This window comes from Plectonema cf. radiosum LEGE 06105, from assembly GCF_015207665.1.
In the GTDB taxonomy this organism is placed as follows: domain Bacteria; phylum Cyanobacteriota; class Cyanobacteriia; order Cyanobacteriales; family Nostocaceae; genus Rivularia; species Rivularia radiosa_A.
In genome coordinates this window covers 1-17,148 of the sequence record NZ_JADEWL010000136.1, presented here as the reverse complement: position 1 = coordinate 17,148, position 17,148 = coordinate 1, and the positions used below count along the sequence as shown (strand labels likewise).

Genomic DNA, 17,148 nt, shown 5'->3' with positions numbered 1-17,148 from the left:
GGGAATCATATTACCCAAAGGGGTGGAACACCAAGGACAAACTTTGGCATTATTGGGTAAAGCGCGATTAAAATATTCGCAAGTTGGATTAGGGCACCGATTCGCAGGCATTATTATTTTCTATATTACTAGGTATAGGTTGTAAGGGAACAAGACCTACCTTATTAAGTAGACATTGACCTTGACGAGTCTGTAACATCTCGGCAAAAGCTAAACCACTAGGTACGCGGCTGTTGTCTCTAGGATACACTATATATAAAGGATAGCCTAAAGGGTAAGCAGTTTTATCTAAATGAAAAGTATCAACATCAAAATAATTTGCTTTATCGCACAAGGTATCTGAAGGCTCGATTCGACGTTTTTGAACCTGACGAAATAAAGGTTGAATAGGTGTACTATCTCGATCAACTATTGCCAAAGGATAGCCGGAACATTGATCCCAAGTTTTGCTGAGTATCCCAAAACCAATGATACCAATCTCTTCTCTTTTGTTAATTGCTTCTCGCATTTCAACTTGGGTGGTTCCTGTATCTTCGGTTTGGGATTTTGCTATTTTTTCAAATAAAGCGATATCTTGATTATTTTTGAGAACTAATCGTTTAAATTGCTCGACTGCTTCAGCTTCTTGAGGAACATGAGCTTCTATGGGAAGATTTGGCAGTTTGGGATCTATTTGCCGCCAATTTGTTACCGCACCTGTATAAATTTTACGCAGTTGTTCAAGACTAATCTTTCCCTGTAATGATTGAGGGAGGCTGTTTTTATTTTTACTTAATGTCACGAATACTAACAACCCATCATAAGCGATCGCTTCTTTTCTCATATCGTCAGTAATGATATTTTCTAAGCTAGTAATAGCAAAATCTTTTCGTCCACTGCGTACTTCTTCGATTAAAATTTTACTATCAGTTTTAATATCGATACTTTGATAGTTAAATGTAGCTTCTACCTCTGGTTTTGGCTTAGTCAATAAATCATTTAATCTAGTATCACTATTTACAGGTGCGTCTCTGAGAATATCGCTCCAAGTACCATCTTTTTCACTTGTATAAAAAAACTTACCTGATGTTACATTGCTTACTTCAGAAAAATTTGTTAAGAGTTGATTCCAGGCAATATCTTTGTTTTCTCTGAGTTTACTAAGCCACCAAAAATAATACCAAATTCCGCCACCAAGTAATAATAAAACTAGTATTCCTAGTAACACACGATATATCGGAAAACGCTTTTGATTTATTAAGTCTAAGTTACTCCCAGGCTGGCTCTGATTAACTTGTTCTGGAGACAGTTGAAGCAGTGCTTGTCGAGCGGTTTGAGCATCTGGGAATGGACTCTCAAATCCTAATAAATGATAGATAAATTGCTTTAAATAATTATCAGTATTTGGTAATAAATCGTGTTCTTGTGGGTTAATTTTATTGCCAGTATTGTAATCGGTTGTTCGTCCTAACCATAAATAAAAAGCAACTAATCCCAAGGATTCTAAATCATTTTGATATGTTGTAGCTGGAGGTTGAGAAAAATTTGCTGGGATAAATAAATTTTCCCATTTTGCTAAATCGCAAAAGTAAATTAAAAAAAATTGTGGGTTATCTAATTTAATTAAGATGCTATCCAAACTAATATTGCCGTGTTCTAAACCTTTCTGCACTTGGTTGGATGGAAAACGTAGTTTTTGAGTGTGGAGAAATATCAGAGTTTGTAAAGCTTGATTCAAGAATTCCCTTACCTGGGATGCTTTCATCGCTCCTTGAGCTATTAAGTATTGACCTAAAGTCTGGGATGGTTCTGTATCTTTGGTAATTAAATAGCAGCGCTCCCCTTTTTCATCTGCGATCGCTTCCCAAGTTTGAATCAACCGAAAGTTTTGCTGTCTACCATCAGCTAAGTTAACTCCTCCTACCCGTTTAAAAGTTTCTTTACGTTTTAATGCTTCATCTTGATTAAAACAACGCGACGGTAGCAAGTATTCTTTGATAATTACAGGTTCTTGATTTTTTGATTGTACACCCGCATATAAACGACCCAAACCCCGTACACCCAAAAACTTAGTCACCCGATAGCTACCCCGATTACCTTTGATTTCCGATTCTATCGGTAGAGTAGCAGGAAAACCACATTCTAAGCAAAACTTAGCACCTTTTATTTGTTGCGCTGTTTGCAAAGGTTGATCGCAACTTAAGGGTGCATTATAAGAACAATTATATTCTTTGTAAAAAGTTAATAGAGAAGACATATAAATATTACTCAGCTTGAACAAGTCCTAATTTAATCGCAGCAACAACCGCTTGAGTACGACTGGTAACTTCTAATTTTTCAAAAATACTTGTGAGATGGGCTTTAACAGTCGCGATCGTCACATATAATTTTTTGGCAATCACTTCATTAGAAGCTCCTTGAGCTAAAAGAGATAAAACTTCTTGCTCTCTTTGTGTTAAACGTAATTGATGCTTTTTTTGCTGCATAGAGTCGGAATTAGCCTGAAAACGCCGAAAAAAACTACTAGTGGCTTCTGGAGGTAAATAAATTTTGGACTCCATTACCGTATTAATCGCTTCATATAACTGATTTGCTACAGAGGTTTTAAATAAATAACCTGCGGCTCCTTTTTCCATCGCTTGAAAAATATAGTCATCTTCTTGATGAGCAGACAAAACTAAAACCTTGCCACTATAATTCATATCTTTAAGTCGAGCTAAAGCTGTAATTCCGTCACTACCGACTAACTCCATATCAAGTAATATTAAACTTGGTAATTTTTGAGTCGTTAATTTCAACGCTTGTTCTACACAATTTGCTTCACCGATAACTTCTATGGCTAATGAATTGCTATTTTTATAAAAATTTAACAGATTACACAAACCTTGACGGAAAGGCTCTTGATCGTCTACCAATAACACAGAAATCTGCCGCTGGTTCATGTTACTTTTAATAAATTAACTGTAAGCTTTTTAGGAAAATACTTTTAATACTATCTTCTCGGCAAAATTATGGAAAATGCTGCACCTCCTTCTGCTAAATTTTGCACCCATATGCTCCCTTGATGGTCTAAAACAATCTTTTTCGCTATTGTTAAACCCAGTCCAGTACCACCAGCACGATGGGAATAAAAAGGATTAAAAATTTTTTGCATATCTTCAGATGGTATTCCCGTTCCTTGGTCGGAAATCTTAATTAAAATTTCTTCTTGAAACGTTTGCCAGCTAATAGTTATTTTGCCAAAATCTGGACTAAAGTGAATCGCATTACTAATTATATTATCAAAAACTTGTTGAATTTGTAACTTATCGAGGGATACTATTGTAGATGTATCGGTAACTTCGATCTTGATTTTTTTTTGTTCAATAATTGGCTGTATATTTTCTATACTTTCGGCTAATATCTCTTTTAAATCTTGAGGAACTATATTTAAAATTACTCCTTGACCGCAAGATAGGATTTCTGTTAGTTTGCTATTGAGATTTTGGATATTTTCATGAATTACCATCGCTTGTTTTTGACTAGAAATATCTGGCGATCGCAAATGTAAATTATGAGCGTAAAGTCCGATTAATGCTAGTGAATTTCGTAATTGATGACCAGCTTTATGTAGGATATGTTCGAGATATTGGATTTCAGCTTTTTTGTGGACATTTTCTGAGTAAAGCTGTAAATATTGATTCAGAATTATCGCCGATTCTTTTAACTGATTTTGTAAATCGATCGATAAATTTTCATCGGTAACAATTTGAATATATTCCGGTTGATGATTACGATAACCGAAAATACAAACATAACAGGAATAGCCTGGTATTTCCGTAAGTTGAAATTTGCGAACTTCAAAAACGTGAGGAAAATCTTCTAACCATAATTCCGACCTCAAATAAGCTAAATATTTTGCAGAAAAAGCAGGTTTTTGTTTATAATTGACTACTTCTTGATGTTTTTGATTGCCAGATTCGTAATAAACAAGACGAATGCAATGACCTGGATAATGATCAGTTAATTGTTTTGCATACAGTTCGCAATAATTTAAACTAGATGCATCATTATGACAGTTTTCTTGTTTTGCGAGAGAAAAATTTACCACCATTGCTTAACTCACTTGATAAATGTAAAGTTTCTCATAGGCTTTATATAATAATATTGGTGTAATTAACTTTAGCTTATGCAGTAAATTGTGAATCTTGCACAAGATATTTCAAGCAGAATCAGTAATAGTAATTAGTATTTAAAATGAATAGTTGTCAATTATACTTATTAAAAACTTGTAATTGTCTTGTTGTTATGTAAATTAAGATATTACTTGGATGTAGTCATAGTATTAATTAAAACAATTAATTTATTTGTGTACATTCTTAACAAAAAAGACAACGTTACACCTGAAAAGAATGTTTTAAATAAATTCTCGACAAAAGTCTAATTAACCTTAGTGTTTAGTGAAGTTAATCTAGGTATATCGGGGTTAAGCAACAGTTGAACATAATCTATGCTCATTTACGTTCTTCAAACCCTAGCAGAAATATTGGCTGGAGGAACCTCACTCTCTAGTACCGAGCAGATTGACTTTAGCCATCCTAGTAATCATAAAGAAGAAGGAGTAGGACCAACTCTCAATTTGTATGTTTACGACATTCGCGAGAGTAAACAAATGCAGCATTCCGGCAGACAGGTAGAGCGTAAACTGACACAAGATTTGCGATCGGCACCTGTAAAATGGACTCCCACCTGGTTTGATATCTCAATATTGCTGACAACTTGGGATCGAACAGCCTTTGGTGAATACCATTTGATGAGCGAAGCAATCAGCGTTTTACTGCGTCATCGCTCGCTGCGGGAAGAATTTCTAGTTGCGGAATTGCGCGGTTATGGCAACTTGAACATGACAGTTTCTGTAGAGCCACAACTAGAAGCGGGTTCATTGTGGAGTGCTTTAACTATACCTCTCCGTCCAGCTTTGTATCTGATGGTGACAATCCCATTTGAGCCGCAAAAGAACTTAGTTCCTTTGGTTTGGGAAAGAATTTTTCAAATGCAAAATCAATTTGCCAATGGAAGCGTTGAAACTGTGACTAAAAAAGTAGTAATTGCCGGAATTGTCAAGAGCGCTTTAACAAATCAACCACTTATAGAGGCTGAAATTAAAGTGGTAGGAACGCAAAAATCAACTAATAGTAGTAAAGAAGGGTTATTTTATTTTGAAAATCTGAGTCTGGGTAATTATATTTTGTCCCTCAATTGTCAGGAATATTTACCCATACAAGTAAATGTATTAGTCGATAGTCCAAACTGTAACTTTAAAGAAATCTTACTAACTCCCGCATAATTAATTTACATCCCTAGAGATTATAAATATGGCTAGACTTGACTATTTTGCTCCTGGTGTCTATATCGAAGAAATAGACAGGGGTAGTCGTCCGATAGAAGGAGTGAGTACAGCAATAGCTGGATTTGTCGGTTTTACCGAAGATGTGCGGGGTGGGGCTGATTTATTCAAGCCGATGCTCGTCACTAATTGGACGCAATATCTAAATTATTTTGCTCGTCCGAATTCTGACGGTTTTACCGAATTTAATGCTTATTTGCCTTTTGCGGTGTATGGTTTCTTTATGAATGGTGGTGGTCGCTGCTGGATTACCAGTGTCGGAACCCAGTTACCAGGTGTCCCTCAACCGACCGAAACACAACCTACTTCACTCCGGATTACTGGTCGAGGAAATCGTCCTTCCCTACGCTTAGCGATACGTCCCGAACAAATTGCCACTGGTGCGATCGCAGTTTTAATTAGCGATAGTGGACCTCGTGTTTTACCTGATACCGAGGGTGAAGCTCCTCCGAATACAGGTGAATATTTCAAAGTGCAAATTCGTCGAGGAAATGAAACCCTTGAAGAATACGATAACCTGACGATGAACCCGGAGCCGAATGCTCAAGTCGCAACTTATGCGATCGCAGCATTAAGTAACTCGATGTTTGTGACTATTGAAGATATTTCTCAAAGAGGACAACCTTTAGCACGTCGTCCCGGAAATGGTGAGTACGAAATTGCAATACCCATAACTCCTAGAACACCCGACAGATTTTCTGCCGATTTTGAGGGTATACGCGATGACCGTACAGGGGTACGGGGGCTGTTTGAAATTGATGAAATTACAATGGTGGCTTGTCCCGACTTGATGCGTGCTTATGAGTCGGAGTTAATGAACTTAGACCAAGTTCACGGCATCATGGAATTAATGATTAGTATGTGCGAAGGTGCGAATAATGGGGATATTCCCAACCCACCCAACCGCATGGTTGTTCTCGATTCCCCTCCCGACTGTTCTAAACCACAGCAAGTTGTGGAATGGTTGAACAGATTTAATCGTCGTTCCATGTTTGCTGCACTTTATTATCCTTGGATTAAAGTCGCTAATCCTCGCGATCGCGGTAATCCGATCAGCGTTCCTCCTTGCGGTCATATGATGGGTGTTTGGGGACGCAACGATGAAACTCGTGGAGTTTACAAAGCACCTGCGAACGAAGTACCTAGAGGTGTACTCGGTTTGGATTATGAAGTAAACTTCCGCGAACAAGAGCTTTTAAATCCGATTGGGATTAACTGTATTCGCAGATTTCCCAATCGAGGTATTCGCATTTGGGGAGCGCGGACTCTTGTGGAGCCAGATAAAACAGAATGGCGTTATATCAGTGTTCGTAGACTGATTAGCTACATTGAGAAATCCTTAGAATTGGGTACTCAATGGGCAGTATTTGAACCAAACGACGAGGATTTATGGGCGCGAGTCAGACGCACTGTCAGTAATTTCCTCGAAAGAATTTGGCGTGAAGGTGCTTTATTTGGCGCAACACCCCAACAGGCATTTTACGTTAAATGCGACGCAGAATTGAATCCCCCAGAAACAATGATTCTCGGTCGTCTGTATATCGAAGTTGGGGTTTGTCCCGTAAGACCCGCAGAGTTTGTCGTCTTCCGCATCAGTCAATGGAATGGTATTGATGGCGAATAGGAAGTAGTCCACGCTCGAGAACTTTGCGGAGTGATTAAAAATTAGAAATCCTACTCCCTACCCTTACCCGGCTTGGGCTAGTCAAATAGTAGTGTTTTTGTCCAATTTATCCACATTATTAAGAGGTTTATCATGGCTGAATTTTTAACTGCTGCTAGATTTTATTTTGAAGCACAAGGTATTGAGCAAAAAGTCATTAAAGAAGTGAGCGGCTTAGGTGTGGAATCAACTCCAGCCCAAGAAGTTCACGGTTCATCGAAAGGAGGAGTTGCTACTCGTCAAGCCACCCCAACAGTTTCCAAATTTACTAACATCACTCTCAAGCTGGTTGCCACTACAGACACAGACCTTTACAAGTGGTATGAAGACTGTAACAAAAATATGGGAGGTAAAAGTGATTGGACAAACAAGCGTAAAGATGGTTCTGTATCCGCTTATAATCAGGCTGGAGAAATGCAAGCTCGTTGGGAGATTAAATTCTGCTACCCCTGTAAATATACAGGACCAACTTTAACGGCTTCTTCAGGTGATATGGCAACTGAGACAATAGAGTTGGTTCACGAAGGTATTACACGAGTTCCAGTTTAAAGTCATATTTTCTCGATCAAAGCATTATTTCATGGAGGTGTTTAGCGGATGCCTCCCTGATTACCCTTTATAAATCCTAAAAAATGGCTGAATTTGAAATTCTCACCGCTCATCGCTTTTACTTGGAACTGAAGTTAGATAACTCCAGTGAACCTGTAGATGGAATTTTCTTGGAATGCCAGGGGTTTAAACGGACGCAGGAAGCAATAGAAATATGCGAAGTCACTGCTAATAAGTGGGGGACAGCTAAAAAAGGTTTGGTGGTTAGAACCAAGATACCTGGCAATGTCAAAAGCGGTAACATCATCTTGCGTAGAGGTCTGACCTTATCTATGGCGTTTTGGGATTGGTTCCAAGCAGTTCAAGAGGGTAAGTGGGCAACTCAACGCAAAAATGCTTCTTTAACTATCTACGACCAAGCCGCACAAATGCAAGCCAGATTTGAATTAGCTGGTGCTTGGGCAGCTAGCTATAAAGTGGCTGATGTTGACGCTCGCAGCACCGGGATCGAAATGGAGGAAATGGAAGTTGCTTTTGAAGAGTTTAAAAGGGTCACTGTCTGAAATAAATTGCAGGTTTAAATAACAGACGATGTTTGAAACAGAGTTTGAATTTACACTACCTAAAGGGTATCTTGACCCAGAAGGCAATCTTCATCGCAAGGGTATAATGCGCTTAGCTACCGCGATCGATGAAATTGCACCTTTGCGCGACCCCCGCGTCAAAGCTAATCCAGTTTATGCCACAATTATTATCCTGGCGCGTGTAATTAAATGCTTGGGGGCAATATCGGAAGTAACTCCGGCGATTGTAGAAAATTTCTTTAGTCAAGATTTAGAATATCTCTCATATTTTTACCGTGAGATTAATGGTTTGGATGGTGCTGTTGATATTACCCAAGAAGCAGTTGTTCATCAAAGTAAGTAATTTATTTATGCCTCGTAAAGATACACTTTGTACCGAATTTTCATTTATTCTTCCCCAAGGATTGATCGACAAACAACAGCGATCGCATCGTCATGGTGTGATGCGTTTAGCTACTGCTCGCGATGAAATTTTGGTACAGCAAGAACCCAAAGTTCGAGAAAACCCGGCTTACGATACTTTAGTCATGCTATCGCGGGTGATATCTCGATTGGGTAGTCTCAACTCTGTGAGTTCCGAACAGTTAGAAGGACTTGTGTTACGCGATATTTCCTATCTCAGAGAATTCTACAATCGGATTAATCAACAAGGAAACACATATATCCCCACTCAATGTCCTCATTGCGAAACCGAATATCAAGTCAGGTTAGAGTTAGCGGGGGAGTAACAAGCTACCCCTCAGAAACTTTATACGAGGAGGTAGCTTTTATTGCCTACCATTTCCATTGGTCGCAAAATGATATTTTGAATCTCGAACACACCACTCGTAAACGATGGGTAGCAGAAATTAATAAAATTAACCAAATATTATGAAACTAAAAATTTCCAATTCACCAACACAAAATGAATTAGAGGAAATCGATCTTTCCTCAACAACTAGACGCGGAGCAGAATACTTAATTGGTCGTTCTCCCGATTCCGATCTAGTTCTCGATAGCGAAGATGTGAGTCGTCATCATGGTAAATTTTTCTTTCACTCAGGAAATTACTATTTTAGCGACCTTGGTAGCAGAAATGGCACAATTATTAACGGAAAATTAGCAGATAAGAATCATTCATATATTTTAAAAAATGGCGATATTCTCCGCATCGGAGATTTTGCCTTGATGATGGAAGAAGATGTATCTTTTTCTGAGCAATCAGAAACTGTAGTGAGAATTATTCAACCAGAAATGTTTGCTCCTCGGAGCAACCAAAATGTCAGCGTTCCTGATGTTGCTACTCCATTACCTGAATTAGTAAATCGATCGCAGGAATCTCAACCTGTTAATCAAATACCTATTATAGAAGAGAATAACCAACAAGAATTTGTCAATACCTCCGAAGATTTAACTTTTGTGCAATCTGACGAAATTTTATCTAAAAATGCGGAGATAGCTATACCTAATAACGCAGTCGAATTGTACAAAGACAGTGAAATTCCAGATGTAAATACTAATGATATAGATTCAGATACCAGCAGCGTTGAATCTGAATATACTGTTGTTCAATCACGGGATTTACAAGAGGAAGAAGATGCATTAGAAACTATTAGTCAAGAAGATGATTCCGATTCAAATTTAGAAGAAGATGATGCATTAGAAGCTATTAGTCAAGAAGAAGATTCAGATTCAAACTTAGAAGAAGATGATGCATTAGAAGCTATTAGTCAAGAAGAAGATTCAGATTCAAACTTAGAAGAAGCACCAGAAGCACAAAGCGAGATTGTAGAAGCTGTGAATAATGAAGAACTAGAATTAGAATTAGATACACACACGGAAATAGAAGAATTAGTTTCTCAAACAGATTCTATTCCAGCATTAAAAGAAGAAGACACGACAGCAGATATTCCCGAAGAAGAATCTTTCATTGAGCTTGCTCCGATTCTTGAAGACAAACAAATAATCCTGATTGCTCACGAAACTAAAAAAACTCAACTTGCAGAATTAGTTGCCGAACATGAAGAATTTTTGTCTTATTGTTTAACAAGAACATGGCAAACTTTTAGCGATTATTTATCTAGAGAAACGGGTTTAAGCGTTACTCAAGAAATTCCCCCGGCAACATCTGGAGGATATCAAGCGATTAATTCACTGATTAACTCCAAAGAAATTATCGCAGTGATTTTTTTAAGAGACTTTATAGCTCCTCAACCCGGTCAAGCAAGCGAAGAAGCACTGTTACGAACCTGTAACATCAACGAAATACTACTCGCGACCAATTTACCTACAGCCCAAGCTGTGATCCATTATTTAAAGAACATGAAAGATTGATTCTTTAACCTAAGTCTTGCTAATAAATGCCTCCAGATGAAAAATAATGCGATCGCTGCTAGTCTTTCCACTCAAAGCTTAATTTTTCGACCGAATGAACCTCCAGTTTCTTTTGAAGTGACCGTGAATAACGATAGCGATCGCTTTGCCAATTTTCAATTAGAAATTGCAGCGGCTGGAGAAAAGCGCAATTCTGACGGACGATGGTATAGACTCGAACCAGAAATTGCTGCTGCTCAACCTGATGGCAGTAGCACTAAATTTCAAGTGTTTATTCTTGACACACCTATACCTGGATTTGTCGGTACAATTAATCTCACTGTTAAAGTATTCTCGCCTCAATTAGGACAGGAACGTCGGTTACTGCTACGTTTGCAAATTGAGCGAGATCAAAAGCCAAATTTAATTAATTTGGAATTATCCACAAAACAGTTTCAAGTATACCCTGGGAATACAGTAGATATACTAGCAAGACTGCAAAATATGGGACAACAGCCAGCGAATATCACATTGCGTTTTGCTGGTATCGATCCGTCTTGGTTGATGGGGAATGCAGAAAGACGATTATCAATCAATCCTGGCAAATATACCGAAGTAATTTTTCCATGTCAACCTCCATCTGTAGGTCAAGCACCTAGTCAAGATTATCCTTTTAACATTGAGGCTACAAGTCACAATAGTTACCCAGCAAGTGCCACAGGTAATCTCGAAGTATTACCTGTAGGCTTTATTAAGTTTAGTACAGAGCAGCACCAACAAACACTTTCTCAAAAAGGTAGATGGTTGCCTGATTGGAAATCTAAAACGGTAGTATATGAATTGTTATTTAAAAATACTAGCAACCTGCGTCAAGAAATTGGCCTGCAAATTCAAGGTAGAGATTGGCGAAAATGCACATTTAGGAAGTACCCAGAAACAGCTAATCTCGATTTAGGACAGACCAATAAAATTGATTTGGAAGTTGGCACAAAACGTCCTTGGGTTGGGATGGGAAAAACATTACTTTTGGAAGCAAGAGCAGAATTATCCGACCAGCGTTTAGGTAGTACTGACCCAGCAACTCAAACTTTAGAATTAGAGGTTTTGCCGATTATACCTCTGTGGTTGCAGCTAGCCATCATCGCACTAATAGCAATATTACTTGCTTTGTTATTGAGACAATCACCCATACAGCATCTTGCTTCGGTGAATTCGGTTCGTGTAAATGGTATTGCTTCATCAGTTGTAAGTGGTTCGGATGATTGTACGTTGAGATTTTGGAGAATTGGTACAAATACATTAAAACCAGAACCAACAGTCGTATTCAAAGGGAAATCTCTAAAAACTTGCGGCCAACAGCACAAACCTCAAGGATTACTCGCGGATGTCAAAGACCCGATTGCAGTCTTACAATTTATTCCAGATGAAAATAATCGCGTTGCAGTCGGTTTAGATAAAGGTGTAATCGAGCTAATAGAAGTTCCGACAGGTGAAGTTAGAAGCGAACTTCAAGATACACAAGGTTCTGGGGCTAGGGGTGATAGAATCTTTGACTTAGCCTTCACTTCAAACTCACTTAATTTATTTGCTGGTCATGGTAGTGGTAAATTGCGAGTATGGTCAAGAAACTCGGTTGACGAATCATTCCAGACACAACCAAAAGTTTTCGATTTTAAGAAACAACAAAAATTAACAGATTTTCAAATACGTGCTTTGGCTTTGAGTCCCGATGACACATTTCTAGTTGTTGCTGGTCAATTCAAGCGTTTTTTAATATTGCCTGTAAATCAAGTTTTATCTAATAACTCATTAAAAATACCAGTACAAACAATTGAAAAGCCTGGTTTTAGCACAGGAAAAAATGATTATATTTGGGGATTAGCTTTTGCTGCTGATGTTTCTGATTCTAAAAATACTCCCTTCCCGGCAGAAGATTACCGATTAAAAAACCGCAGAGACGCTCTTAGCGCAGAGGAAAGAGGTAAAAAGAGATCGGAAATCTTACAGCGGGATAGGAGTAGAATACTTGCAACTTCCGATTCGTCGGGGTTGATTACGATTTGGGATCTAAATCAATGCCGAGCCACTAATAGCACTCAGCAAGATATTAGTAACTTAAATTGTACGCAATTAGCACAGTGGCAAGATAAATCGAAAAATTCTATACGTAGTTTGGCATTTAGCGACGATAGCAGTTATTTAGTCAGCGGTGGAGATGATGGACGGGTAGTTGTTTGGTATTTAAATCCTGATTATACGCTTGATAAAACTAAATGGGCAGAAGGTAAAACAATTGACCAAAGAAAGAAAGCAATTAACAGTATTGATGTGAGAAGCAAGCAAGGATTTGTAATCAGTGGTGGACAAGATGCTCAAGTAAAACTGCATCCCATTAAGTGACAATATTGATATGATTATGCAAACTAGATCAAACCCGTTATTTGTAATTATTAATCCTCCTGGAATTCAATATGGAATGCCAGGGGAAACTGTAGAAATACACGTAGTAGTAATTAATGAAGGACAACAAAGCGCTGTTATCGATTTATTTTTTGCTTTTGATCAGACATTTGAAAAAATCAGTAATTGGTCTAATTCTCCCAGAGCAAGTTTGGCGATCGCGCCAGGAGAAAGCAGCGATGAAGTAACATTTGAATTAGATATTCCTGTTGATGCACTACCGGGAACCTATGATTATACTTTGGTTGTGGATTCTCCCGAACATTATCCCCAAGATACTCCGATCAACTTTCCCGGACAAATTAAGGTTTTACTCAAAGAACAAACCGTAATTCGCGCAAATGACCCAACTTTTTTAATTCAACCAACTACCAACCCTAACAAACCTTTAATTTACAAACCCGATCGACTTTTACAGGTGACAGTCAAAGTTGAAAATCGCTCTACTCGTGTAGACCGTTTTCACTTAACTTGTGCAGAATTAGATGAAGATTTTCTCAAAATATCGTATCCTGAAACCGGAGTAGAAGCAACTGGATTAGTTGAAGTCAGCGCACTCGAACTCAATCCGATTTCTGAAGGTCAAATATTATTAGAATTTCGACCACCTGCAAATATTCTTGCTGGTAATTACTCTCCAACTATCCGTTTACATTCGGAGAATCATCCCGAATTAGTGTTATTAGATTTAGTCTATATCCAGATTCCCAGCAATTATCAACTTAGTATAGAACTGAATACGATTTTGGGTAAAGTCAGCCGTAAACCTGGGAAATATCAGTTAGCAATAATCAATCAAGGAAACTTTGTCCGAGAACTGTATTTTAGTGCTATAAGTAGAGATGAAGAAGAAATTTGTATTTATCAATTTGAGCCAGCAGAAGTAAAATTATTACCCAGCAAAAGCGCTTTATCAAATCTGACTGTCAAACCGCAACCTTGGTGGAGACGACGTTGGATAGGACAACCTGCAACTCTCAATTTTCAAATTGATGTTCGAGATAAACAAAATTTACCTGTTCCTAATACATTACCGCAAGGTGTTTTACTCTGGAAAGCACGCCCTTGGTGGCAGTTTTTACTATTAATATTATTAGGATTGGGATTAGCAGCAACTGCTGCCTTTTTGATTTGGAGACTTTTAAATCCTGACCCCTTCAAAATAGAAAGTTTTAGTGTTGAAGACCCGACAATTATTGAAGGAAATCAAGTTCTTTTAAACTGGAAAATTTCTCGTTATCAACAGTTAAAAAGCTTAGTAATTAGAACTAAACAGCCAGCGAGTAAGCAGCCGTTATTAAATGAGACTGATATTATTAATAGTCCGATAATAAAAGGAAAGAATCCTCCTTGTCGAAACACATCTCAAGGAGAATTGATTTGTGAAAACTTTAAAACTGGAATCACAGCTAAAGGTAAATATGTTTTTGAAATGACAGCTTTACCTCGTAAAAGAATGTGGCTGTCTTCTCAGATTCAATCCGCAACTGATACTACTGATGTAGAAATTCAAGAAAAACCAATCGCGGAAATTGCGGATTTTAAAACAGATAAAGCCAAATATCAAAAAGGTGAAGATATAGTTTTAAGTTGGTCAGTTCAGCGTCCAGAGTTACTTGATAAAATAGAAATTATTACTAAGCTTGATGATAAAAATCCAGTTGGAAAGCCGATAACTTTTGATAACCCAACAATCAAAGATAAATGTCAAGAGCAAGGTAAGCAAATTAAATGTACTATTCCCTTACCTGCGACGACTGTGGGAAATTTTAGTTATGAACTAACAGCTTATACTAAAAACGTTAATGGTCGGGTAAGTACTAAAAAAGTTGACAACATTGAAGTGATTGCGAAACCATTTAATATTGTCTTTTTTAAAATTAACGGTAGCGAACAACTTAATCAAGTTTTGAATGAAGGAGATCAAGCGATATTAACTTGGAAAGTAGAAGGTGAAGACATTCAAGTTAAACTACGTCCTTACGGTCGTGAAGTTACAAAAGTGGGACAATTAGAACTTAAAGTAATTAAAGATTTTCTATCTCCAATTATTCTGGAAGTAACCGATATATCTGGCAAAACTCAACAAAAAGTTATTGCAGTTAGTGTTGAAGAGAAACCTACTCCTACTCCCACTCCTTTTAAAGATACTCCTATCCCGTCACCCATAAATAAAAAACCATTTTAAGTTTACTAAACGAAAATTGGTATAGCATTCGTTCAAATCATCGGGGTTTTGTATCATTTCTTCGTATCTGCCATCTTGCCAAACTTTTCCTGTATGTAACATCACTTTGGGAATTTGTTTAGAACTGTAGCTTTTAATACTGTGTAAAATACTTCCAATTGACCAGTATTCAGTTTCTGATTTAATAAAAGGTTGAATAATAAAATGTACGTGATCTGGCATTATCACGGCAGTACATAGTTTATATTTTTTTTGATGAAAAAATTTACAAGCATCTAACACGATTTGTCGAGCTTCTAAACTTAGTTCTAGTCGTTCATAAGTAACAAAAGTAATAAAATATTTACCTTCTGGTTTCTCTAACTTTGGTACCTGTTTTTTAAAAATCATTATTATATATCTTAATCATTGGTCTGCATATTATTGATTTTTTATAACATTGCTTCCAATGGTAGTGCGAGCATCTTGCTCGCTAATAAATAAATCATATCTTGCTCGTTAATTTATCAAATTTTAAATAAATTAAATCGTAATGCGAGCATCTTGCTCGCTAATAAATAAATCACATCTTGCTCACTAATAAATAAATCATATCTTGCTCACTAATAAATTAAAAAAATAATTCTTCAAACTCCTAAAAACTGTTTCACAATCGGCAATACCAAAACAGCATTCTCTTCGTTAATATCGCTACCATAATTACCAACATTTGACACATTTCCATCTACCCCATTCTTGACTCTTTCACCAATTTCTCGGCGTTCCGGTGCGGAAAAAGTCGCGAAAGTACGACGTAATAAAGGTAACAAAACTAAAAACAAATCCTCACTTAAGGTACATACCCAATTATCTAAAACTTGCCAAAGTTTATCGTCGTGTAACAACAATAAACCACTACCTTTCAAAAATCCTTCTATCCACATAGCAGCTGTATATGGTTCTGTAGCGCTAGATAAAGCCAGTCCCATTCTCCGTGCTACTTCAGTTGTATCCAAGACTCTTGCATCCAGTAATAACCGACAGCAACGCCCAGAAATTAAACCGTGTACATTAGAATTATCTGCAATCTGCAATAAAACTTGTCGCCAAGTGGTGATATATTCTTGATTCTGTAATAGATTAATTGCATTATTCACCTTGTTCACATTCTCATACATCGCCGTTGCTGCATCGTCATCCAAGGAAGCGCAAGCAGCCGGTAAATTGATGCAAATTCGCGCTACCAAACCATCAACTACGTGGGATATCATTGCAGTGTCGGTTTGACGCACGTTACCATACCGCATTATGTTAGCCAGCGGTGGCAATGCATTCATTAAATGAGTGACATCGCTGGTTAAAGCCGCAGCATTTTGCAACCGCGACATTAAATAAATTACCGCATCGGGTAAATCAGATAAAATCACTTTATCCAACAAAGTTGTTAGTGCTGGTAACTCGGAAGCTTTATCTGCAAGACTACAAGCTTTAGTATTGGCAGCATCACCTATTGTATTACCCCAAATCCCTGCTTCAATTAAATTTAAAACAAATTCAGGATGCCATTGCACCAACCAAAATTCGTGGAAAGTACCCTTCTTACCACGAGTTTGTTGAAATTGTCCCCAAGGAATATCTAAAAGATTCAGACGATGTAGTAAATGGGAACGAGCCAAATCATTTTCTTTACGTAAATCTAAATCGTACATCTTTTCTGTTGTTTCCGCTGGCATTCGCAACCGCTTTTGCTGTCGTTGTAAATCCTGCTGCAAGGGTACCATCGGGGTTCCTAAAGGCACCTTACCCAAATTTTCCCCAACAATCAACTTGTCGTGAATTAGCTGCATTGGTAAATCACTACCAAAACACATCACCGCTTGAGTCGCTTCATTTAACTCCGGTAAACCAGGTAAGGAAAGATTTCGCAAAGCTGCTAAAGACTCTGCTAATCTTACAGCTTCAATAACCTGGGCTGAAGAAGCTTCCAAATCTTGTTCTCGCAACAAACGCGCTACCCGTGTCATCCAGGTGATGGAGATGGGGGGATGGGGAGATGGGGGGACAAGGG

Annotated in this window: 15 protein-coding genes; 10 read left to right on the top strand and 5 right to left on the bottom strand. The window is 37.8% G+C overall.

The window, feature by feature from the left end; genetic code table 11:
• Positions 1 to 88: 88 nt before the first annotated feature.
• Genes IQ247_RS26160 through IQ247_RS26150 form a run of 3 tightly spaced genes read right to left on the bottom strand, consistent with a single transcriptional unit; the run spans position 89 to position 4,072 of the window.
• The gene (locus IQ247_RS26160) at positions 89 to 2,236 is read right to left on the bottom strand and encodes a substrate-binding domain-containing protein (RefSeq protein WP_193924449.1); all 2,148 of its coding nucleotides are present in this window, start codon (positions 2,234 to 2,236) and stop codon (positions 89 to 91) included.
• Positions 2,237 to 2,243: 7 nt separating this feature from the next.
• Positions 2,244 to 2,921 (bottom strand): response regulator, encoded by a 678-nt coding sequence (locus IQ247_RS26155; RefSeq protein ID WP_193924447.1) that lies wholly within the window; start codon positions 2,919 to 2,921, stop codon positions 2,244 to 2,246.
• A gap of 50 nt (positions 2,922 to 2,971) precedes the next feature.
• Positions 2,972 to 4,072, bottom strand: a complete 1,101-nt coding sequence (locus IQ247_RS26150) for a sensor histidine kinase (protein WP_193924445.1) — start codon at positions 4,070 to 4,072, stop codon at positions 2,972 to 2,974.
• 396 nt (positions 4,073 to 4,468) lie between these two features.
• Here IQ247_RS26150 and IQ247_RS26145 point away from each other — a divergent pair, with 396 nt between their 5' ends.
• The 10 genes from IQ247_RS26145 (at position 4,469) to IQ247_RS26105 (ending at position 15,101) form a co-directional block, all read left to right on the top strand.
• Entirely contained in the window at positions 4,469 to 5,305 is an 837-nt protein-coding gene (locus IQ247_RS26145; protein WP_193924443.1) for a Pvc16 family protein, read from the top strand.
• 28 nt (positions 5,306 to 5,333) lie between these two features.
• Entirely contained in the window at positions 5,334 to 6,989 is a 1,656-nt protein-coding gene (locus tag IQ247_RS26140; protein WP_193924441.1) for a phage tail sheath family protein, read from the top strand.
• 132 nt (positions 6,990 to 7,121) lie between these two features.
• Positions 7,122 to 7,577: a contractile injection system inner tube protein gene (locus tag IQ247_RS26135; RefSeq protein WP_193924439.1), complete on the top strand. Its 456-nt coding sequence runs from the start codon at positions 7,122 to 7,124 to the stop codon at positions 7,575 to 7,577.
• 83 nt (positions 7,578 to 7,660) lie between these two features.
• Entirely contained in the window at positions 7,661 to 8,140 is a 480-nt protein-coding gene (locus IQ247_RS26130; protein ID WP_193924438.1) for a phage tail protein, read from the top strand.
• Between the two features lie 28 nt (positions 8,141 to 8,168).
• Positions 8,169 to 8,504 (top strand): hypothetical protein, encoded by a 336-nt coding sequence (locus tag IQ247_RS26125; RefSeq protein WP_193924437.1) that lies wholly within the window; start codon positions 8,169 to 8,171, stop codon positions 8,502 to 8,504.
• Between the two features lie 7 nt (positions 8,505 to 8,511).
• Positions 8,512 to 8,889: a phage tail assembly protein gene (locus IQ247_RS26120; RefSeq protein ID WP_193924435.1), complete on the top strand. Its 378-nt coding sequence runs from the start codon at positions 8,512 to 8,514 to the stop codon at positions 8,887 to 8,889.
• Positions 8,835 to 9,035, top strand: a complete 201-nt coding sequence (locus IQ247_RS33450; protein WP_322745578.1) for a DUF6760 family protein — start codon at positions 8,835 to 8,837, stop codon at positions 9,033 to 9,035. Before IQ247_RS26120 ends, IQ247_RS33450 begins: the two co-directional genes overlap by 55 nt.
• Entirely contained in the window at positions 9,032 to 10,474 is a 1,443-nt protein-coding gene (locus IQ247_RS26115) for an FHA domain-containing protein (RefSeq protein ID WP_193924433.1), read from the top strand. Before IQ247_RS33450 ends, IQ247_RS26115 begins: the two co-directional genes overlap by 4 nt.
• A gap of 36 nt (positions 10,475 to 10,510) precedes the next feature.
• A complete protein-coding gene (locus IQ247_RS26110; RefSeq protein WP_228060049.1) occupies positions 10,511 to 12,853 on the top strand; it encodes a hypothetical protein in 2,343 nt (780 codons plus the stop codon).
• Positions 12,854 to 12,869: 16 nt separating this feature from the next.
• Positions 12,870 to 15,101 carry a COG1470 family protein gene (locus IQ247_RS26105; protein ID WP_193924431.1) on the top strand — a complete coding sequence of 744 codons (2,232 nt, stop codon included), beginning with the start codon at positions 12,870 to 12,872 and terminating at the stop codon, positions 15,099 to 15,101.
• Here the strand turns inward: IQ247_RS26105 and IQ247_RS26100 are convergent.
• Positions 15,075 to 15,491 (bottom strand): transposase, encoded by a 417-nt coding sequence (locus IQ247_RS26100; RefSeq protein WP_228060048.1) that lies wholly within the window; start codon positions 15,489 to 15,491, stop codon positions 15,075 to 15,077. The genes IQ247_RS26105 and IQ247_RS26100 overlap by 27 nt on opposite strands.
• A 236-nt stretch (positions 15,492 to 15,727) precedes the next feature.
• Positions 15,728 to 17,148: DUF5682 family protein (locus IQ247_RS26095; protein WP_228060047.1), on the bottom strand; the 1,421-nt coding region annotated here is incomplete at its 5' end.

Coding starts and splice junctions, on each gene's coding strand:
- IQ247_RS26135 (WP_193924439.1), top strand. CDS start 7,122: ATGGCTGAATTTTTAACTGCTGCTAGATTTTATTTTGAAGCACAAGGT.
- IQ247_RS26130 (WP_193924438.1), top strand. CDS start 7,661: ATGGCTGAATTTGAAATTCTCACCGCTCATCGCTTTTACTTGGAACTG.
- IQ247_RS26160 (WP_193924449.1), bottom strand. CDS start 2,236: ATGTCTTCTCTATTAACTTTTTACAAAGAATATAATTGTTCTTATAAT.
- IQ247_RS26120 (WP_193924435.1), top strand. CDS start 8,512: ATGCCTCGTAAAGATACACTTTGTACCGAATTTTCATTTATTCTTCCC.
- IQ247_RS26110 (WP_228060049.1), top strand. CDS start 10,511: ATGAAAAATAATGCGATCGCTGCTAGTCTTTCCACTCAAAGCTTAATT.
- IQ247_RS26140 (WP_193924441.1), top strand. CDS start 5,334: ATGGCTAGACTTGACTATTTTGCTCCTGGTGTCTATATCGAAGAAATA.
- IQ247_RS26155 (WP_193924447.1), bottom strand. CDS start 2,921: ATGAACCAGCGGCAGATTTCTGTGTTATTGGTAGACGATCAAGAGCCT.
- IQ247_RS26100 (WP_228060048.1), bottom strand. CDS start 15,491: ATGATTTTTAAAAAACAGGTACCAAAGTTAGAGAAACCAGAAGGTAAA.
- IQ247_RS26115 (WP_193924433.1), top strand. CDS start 9,032: ATGAAACTAAAAATTTCCAATTCACCAACACAAAATGAATTAGAGGAA.
- IQ247_RS26150 (WP_193924445.1), bottom strand. CDS start 4,072: ATGGTGGTAAATTTTTCTCTCGCAAAACAAGAAAACTGTCATAATGAT.
- IQ247_RS26125 (WP_193924437.1), top strand. CDS start 8,169: ATGTTTGAAACAGAGTTTGAATTTACACTACCTAAAGGGTATCTTGAC.
- IQ247_RS26105 (WP_193924431.1), top strand. CDS start 12,870: ATGCAAACTAGATCAAACCCGTTATTTGTAATTATTAATCCTCCTGGA.
- IQ247_RS26145 (WP_193924443.1), top strand. CDS start 4,469: ATGCTCATTTACGTTCTTCAAACCCTAGCAGAAATATTGGCTGGAGGA.
- IQ247_RS33450 (WP_322745578.1), top strand. CDS start 8,835: ATGTCCTCATTGCGAAACCGAATATCAAGTCAGGTTAGAGTTAGCGGG.